Genomic DNA, 5,220 nt, shown 5'->3' on the forward strand with positions numbered 1-5,220 from the left:
ACCGGCTCCCCGCCACGGCCTCCGCCGACGCCACGGCCCCCGCCGGCGACCCGGCCTCCACCGGCGATCCCTCCCGCTCCGCGGGGCACGGGGTCACCGACATCGAGCGGCTGGCCGCCTCCCACGACTCAGCCGACTTCTCCACCAGCGTCTCGGTGGTCACCGGCACGGGCCACCCGCTCGAGGAGGTCCCGCCGATCGTCGGTCTGTCCCTGTACCGCACCGCGCAGGAGGCACTGGCCAACGTCCGGCGACACTCCACCGCCGACCGCGCGGGAGTGGTCCTGCGCACCGGCGAGAACCCGGGCGGGAACCCGTACGCGGAGGTGGAGATCACCGACGCCGGACGCCCCCGGGCGGGGACCTCGGGGAGCGGACTGGGACTGCTGGGCATGCGCGAACGGGTGCGCTCCCACGGCGGCGAGTGCGAGATCGGCCCCCGGGTGACCGGCGGCTACCGGGTGCGGGTGCGTCTGCCCTACCGCCCCGACGTGGACGCCGACCGGGAATGAGCGACAACTCGGCGGGACCCGATTCCGCGGTGGGCGAGGACTCCACCGCGGTCCTGCGGATCCTCGTGGTGGACGACCAGGCGCTCATGCGCTCCGGATTCTCGATGATGCTCGGCGTGGAACCGGACCTGGAGGTGATCGGCGACGCCGCCGACGGCGCGGAGGCGGTCGAGATGTGCCGGCGGCTGCGCCCCGACGTGGTGTTGATGGACGTGCAGATGCCGGGCACCGACGGCATCGAGGCGACGCGGCTCATCACCGCAGAGGCCCTGTCCAAGGTCCTGATCCTCACCACGTTCGACCGGGACGACTACCTGTTCGACGCACTGCGGGCCGGGGCGAGCGGATTCCTGCTCAAGAACTCCGACCCGGAGGACCTGGTCGACGGGGTCCGGGCCGTGGGCCACGGTCACGCGCTGCTCGCGCCCGAGGTCACGCGTCGGGTCATCGAGAGACTGACCACTCCTGTCCCGTCGGATGGCCGCGCCCCCACCCCCGCCGGCGCAGGATCTCGTCCGCCCTCCCTGGACCTGCTCACGGCCCGGGAGACCGAGGTCCTGCGTCTGGTCGCGCGGGGGTTGTCCAACGCGGAGATCGCGCGGACGCTGGTCGTGGGCGAGGCCACGGTCAAGACCCACGTGTCGGCGTGCCTGTCCAAACTCCACCTCCGCGACCGCGTCCAGGCGGTCGTCCTGGCCTACGAGGCCGGTCTCGTCCAGCCCGGCGAGTGACCGCGACGCCCCAGGCGGCCGTCCGCCGACCGTCTCCCCCCTGAGGGGGAGTCCCGCCCGACCGACCCCGGAGATGTCATCCTCCCGGCTGATCCGCCGGGCCACCCGTCGGCCATAGCGTGGACCCGGTACAGGACACCAGGGAGGACACCATGCTGGAACTCGACGGGCTCACCCGACGCTTCGGGGAGACCCTCGCCGTGGACGATGTCGGATTCGAGGTCCCGCGAGGGGCGATGACCGGCTTCGTCGGCGGCAACGGCGCCGGGAAGACCACCACCATGCGGATGATCATGGGCGTGCTGCAGCCCTCCGCCGGCACGGTCACATGGCGTGGCCGGGAGGTGACCGTCGCGGATCGTCGCACCTTCGGGTACATGCCCGAGGAACGCGGGCTGTATCCCAAGCAGCCGATCCTCGACCAACTCGTCTACCTCGGCAGACTCCAGGGGCGCAGTCCGGAGGGGGCACGACGCTCGGCGACCGAGCTGCTCGGGCGGTTCGGGCTCGGCGACCGCACGGCGGACAAGCTCGAATCGCTGTCACTGGGCAATCAGCAGCGCGTCCAGATCGTCGCGGCGGTCATCGGCGGACCGGAACTGCTCGTCCTCGACGAACCCTTCTCGGGTCTCGACCCGGTCGCCGTCGACTCGATGGTCGACCTGCTGCGCGAGTACACCAGCCAGGGTGTGCCCGTGCTGTTCTCCTCGCATCAGCTCGACCTGGTGGAACGGCTCTGCGACCACCTCGTCGTCCTGGCGCGCGGGCGGGTGGTCGCCCGCGGGACGGTGGACGACCTCCGCCGACGGGGGCGCGTCCTGCACCGCCTCGTCGTCGGCACCGACGCCGGGTGGGTCCGGGGGCTGCCGGGGGTCCACGTCGTCGACGTCGACGGCCCCACCGCCCTGATGGACCTCGACCGCCCCGAGGTGACCGATCTGGTCCTCCGTGAGGCGATGGCGCGCGGCAGCGTCCGCGAACTCGCCGAAGTCGTCCCGACCCTGTCCGAGATCTACCGCGAGGTGACGTCATGACCACCACGACCCCCACCCGGCCGCCGGCGACCGATTCCGCGTGGCGCATCGTCGCCGGTCGCGAGATCATGGTCAAGCTCCGCGACCGCAACTTCATCATCTCCACCCTCACCACGATCGCGATCTTCGTCGTCGCCTTCGGCCTGTCGTTCCTCCTCGGCGGGCGCGACGGCGAGAAGACCGTGGCCGTCGCCTCGAACGACGCCGCGGCCATCGTGCAGGCCGCCGGTGCCGGGTCGGCCGCCAACGGCGGAGGCGCCGACGAGGGTGCCGGGTCCGACTCGCAGCCGGTGGCCGGTTCCACGATCGAGCTGTCCGTCGTCGAGGTCGCCGACCCCGACGCCGCCGAACGTGCGGTGCGGGAGGGAGACGCCGACGCCGCTCTGCTCGGTGACCCGGGCGCGTGGACGCTCGTCGGGTCGGACGGGGTCGACTCCGACATCGCCGCCGCGGTGGGTTCCGTGGTCGCGGCCGACGCTCTCGAGCGCAATGCCGCCACTGCGGACGTCTCCGTCGAGGAGCTCACCGCCGGTTCCGTCGTGCAGGAGCGCCTGCTCGATCCCGACGGGGCGGCCAACGAGGGCGTCCAGCTGATCGCCGGGTTCGTCTTCGTCTTCCTGTTCTACATGGCGGCGATCCTCTTCGGGTACGCCATCGCCAACAGCGTCGTCGAGGAGAAGCAGTCGCGGATCGTCGAGATCCTCGCCGCCGCCATCCCGTTGCGCCAACTCCTCGTCGGGAAGGTCGTCGGCGCCACGGTGCTCGCGTTGGGCCAGATGGCGATCTTCGTGGCCATCGGACTGATCGGCCTGACGTTCACCGAGTATTCCGCGCTCCTGCCCTCGGTGGCCGGCGCTGCGGGCTGGTACCTGGTGCTCTTCGTCATCGGTTTCGTCGCACTGGCGTGCCTGTTCGCCGTGGCCGGCGCGTTGGCCACGCGGGCGGAGGACGTCCAGTCCACCTCGTCCCCCCTGCTCACGCTGATCATGATCGCGTCCTTCGCGGGACTGTTCCTCCAGGGCACCTGGCAGGTGATCGGCTCGTACGTGCCGATCATGTCGACGGTGACGATGCCGATCCGCCTGGTCGAGGGCACGGCCGAGTGGTGGGAGCCGGTCATCGCGGCGGTGATCACCCTGGTCGTCGCGGGGGCCGTGATGGTGGTCGCGGAACGGGTCTACCGACGGTCGATCATGCAGACGGGCGGCAAGCTCACCTACCGTCAGGCGCTCTCGCTGACCGAGTGAGCGGAGTGGATCACCCGCGGGTCCGGTGACGCGGACAGGAGGAGAGTGTCGGAGCCGGAGCGGCGGGGTGTCGGGGCGTCAGCCCCCGGCCCCCGCCATCTCGCTGTCGACCAGTCGGTAGCCCTGTCCGCGCACGGTCTCGATCGCTCGTGCACCGAAGGGGGTGTCGATCTTGCGACGCAGGTAGCCCACGTAGACCTCGACGATGTTGTCGTCCCCGTCGTACGCGGCATCCCACACCGCCCGCAGGATCTGGGGTTTGGACACCACCTGGTTGCGGTTCCGGATCAGGTACTCCAGGACCGCGTACTCCCGCGCCGTCACCGGGATCCGCTCACCTCCCCGCCGCACCTCCCGCGCGGCGGGATCGACCTCCAGGTCACCGGCGACGAACGAGACGGGCCGCTCGGGGGCGCCCCGTCTGACCAGCGCCCTGAGCCTGGCTTCCAGGACCACGAACGAGAACGGTTTGACCAGGTAGTCGTCGGCGCCCAGGTCGAACGCGTCCGCCTCGTCGTACTCGCCGTCCTTCGCGGTGAGCATGAGCACGGGGGTCCAGATCTCGCGGCGCCGCATCTCGCGCACCACCTCGTAACCACTGCGCCGCGGCATCATGATGTCGAGGACCACCACGTCGAAGTCCCCGTCGGCGGCCATCTCGAGTCCGATCTCCCCGTCCGGGGCCGTCTCGACCGCCCATCCCCCGGCGGCGAGGCCGCGCCGCACGCTCTCGAGGAGCGCAGGTTCGTCGTCGACAACGAGTACCCGCATACAGTGCCCTCCGCCCGTGTCCCGTTCGATCGCGTGGCCCGCGACGCCTACTCGGCGCCCGGGTCGATCTCCTGGTCCATCTGCTCGGCGGGGACCAACGAGTCGGCGTGACGCCGCACCACCCTGGCGGGCACCCCGGCGACGGTCGTGTGCGGCGGGACCTGGTCGAGCACCACCGAACCGGCGGCCACCCGCGAGCACTCGCCGACGTGAACATTGCCCAGCACGATCGACCCGGCCGACAGCAGCACCCCCGAACCGATCTTGGGGTGGCGGTCGCCGTCCTCGTTCCCCGTCCCGCCGAGGGTGACGCCCTGGAGTATCGAGACGCCGTCGCCGATCACGCAGGTCTCACCCACCACGATGCCGGTGGCGTGGTCCACCAGGATCCCGGAGCCCACGCGCGCGGCCGGGTGGATGTCCATGGCGAAGACCTCGGACACCCGGCTCTGGAGGAACGAGGCCGCCATGACCCGTCCCGAGTTCCACATCTCGTGCGCGACGCGGTGGATCTGGAGCCCGAGGAACCCCTTGGCGAACAGGTAGGGAACCAGGTAGTTGGGATAGGCCGGGTTACGCTCGAAGCTCACCACGAGGTCGGCCGCGACCGCCTCCAGGACGTGCGGGTGCTCGACCAGGATCGCCCTGATCTCCTTCTCCAGGACGTGCCGGCCGATCTCGGGGGTCGCGATGCGTGAGGCGGCGAGCCTCGCGAGGGATTCGCCCAGGTCGTCGCATCCGTCGACGAGATCCAGGACCAGGCCGGCGATGAGGGGTTCGTCGCGACTCTGCGTGGCGTCCACGGACAGCCGGTCCCAGACCGCGCGGACGGAGGAGTCGGCCTCCGTCTGCGGGACGCAGGGGTTCTCGATGCTCAGCTCGATGGTCACCCGGTACAGGGTAGGCCCGTTCGGCTTTCCGGGTC

At 71.0% G+C, this 5,220-nt stretch carries 6 protein-coding genes; 4 read left to right on the forward strand and 2 right to left on the reverse strand.

The features are described 5' to 3' along the window. The 4 genes from G6031_RS16600 to G6031_RS16615 all read left to right on the forward strand — a co-directional run. The coding region (locus G6031_RS16600) for an ATP-binding protein (RefSeq protein WP_347238517.1) at window positions 1-512 on the forward strand (512 nt) is incomplete at its 5' end. After that, window positions 509-1,243, forward strand: a complete 735-nt coding sequence (locus G6031_RS16605; RefSeq protein ID WP_182653864.1) for a response regulator transcription factor — start codon at window positions 509-511, stop codon at window positions 1,241-1,243. The genes G6031_RS16600 and G6031_RS16605, both read left to right, overlap by 4 nt. Window positions 1,244-1,395: 152 nt before the next feature. Then, window positions 1,396-2,277 carry an ATP-binding cassette domain-containing protein gene (locus G6031_RS16610; protein ID WP_179523702.1) on the forward strand — a complete coding sequence of 294 codons (882 nt, stop codon included), beginning with the start codon at window positions 1,396-1,398 and terminating at the stop codon, window positions 2,275-2,277. Beyond that, window positions 2,274-3,524, forward strand: coding sequence for an ABC transporter permease (locus G6031_RS16615; protein ID WP_182653865.1), 1,251 nt, complete (start codon window positions 2,274-2,276; stop codon window positions 3,522-3,524). Before G6031_RS16610 ends, G6031_RS16615 begins: the two co-directional genes overlap by 4 nt. Window positions 3,525-3,602: 78 nt before the next feature. Here G6031_RS16615 and G6031_RS16620 read toward each other — a convergent pair whose 3' ends face one another. After that, window positions 3,603-4,295 carry a response regulator transcription factor gene (locus G6031_RS16620; protein WP_179523704.1) on the reverse strand — a complete coding sequence of 231 codons (693 nt, stop codon included), beginning with the start codon at window positions 4,293-4,295 and terminating at the stop codon, window positions 3,603-3,605. Window positions 4,296-4,342: 47 nt separating this feature from the next. Beyond that, window positions 4,343-5,185, reverse strand: a complete 843-nt coding sequence (locus tag G6031_RS16625; protein ID WP_179523705.1) for a serine O-acetyltransferase — start codon at window positions 5,183-5,185, stop codon at window positions 4,343-4,345. Window positions 5,186-5,220 lie beyond the last annotated feature (35 nt).

This window comes from Dietzia sp. CQ4, from assembly GCF_014145125.1.
Classification (GTDB): Bacteria; Actinomycetota; Actinomycetes; order Mycobacteriales; family Mycobacteriaceae; genus Dietzia; species Dietzia natronolimnaea.

Bases quoted from the DNA above. Each gene is read 5' to 3' on its own strand.
- G6031_RS16605 (WP_182653864.1), top strand. From the start codon at position 509: ATGAGCGACAACTCGGCGGGACCCGATTCCGCGGTGGGCGAGGACTCC.
- G6031_RS16610 (WP_179523702.1), top strand. From the start codon at position 1,396: ATGCTGGAACTCGACGGGCTCACCCGACGCTTCGGGGAGACCCTCGCC.
- G6031_RS16615 (WP_182653865.1), top strand. From the start codon at position 2,274: ATGACCACCACGACCCCCACCCGGCCGCCGGCGACCGATTCCGCGTGG.
- G6031_RS16620 (WP_179523704.1), bottom strand. From the start codon at position 4,295: ATGCGGGTACTCGTTGTCGACGACGAACCTGCGCTCCTCGAGAGCGTG.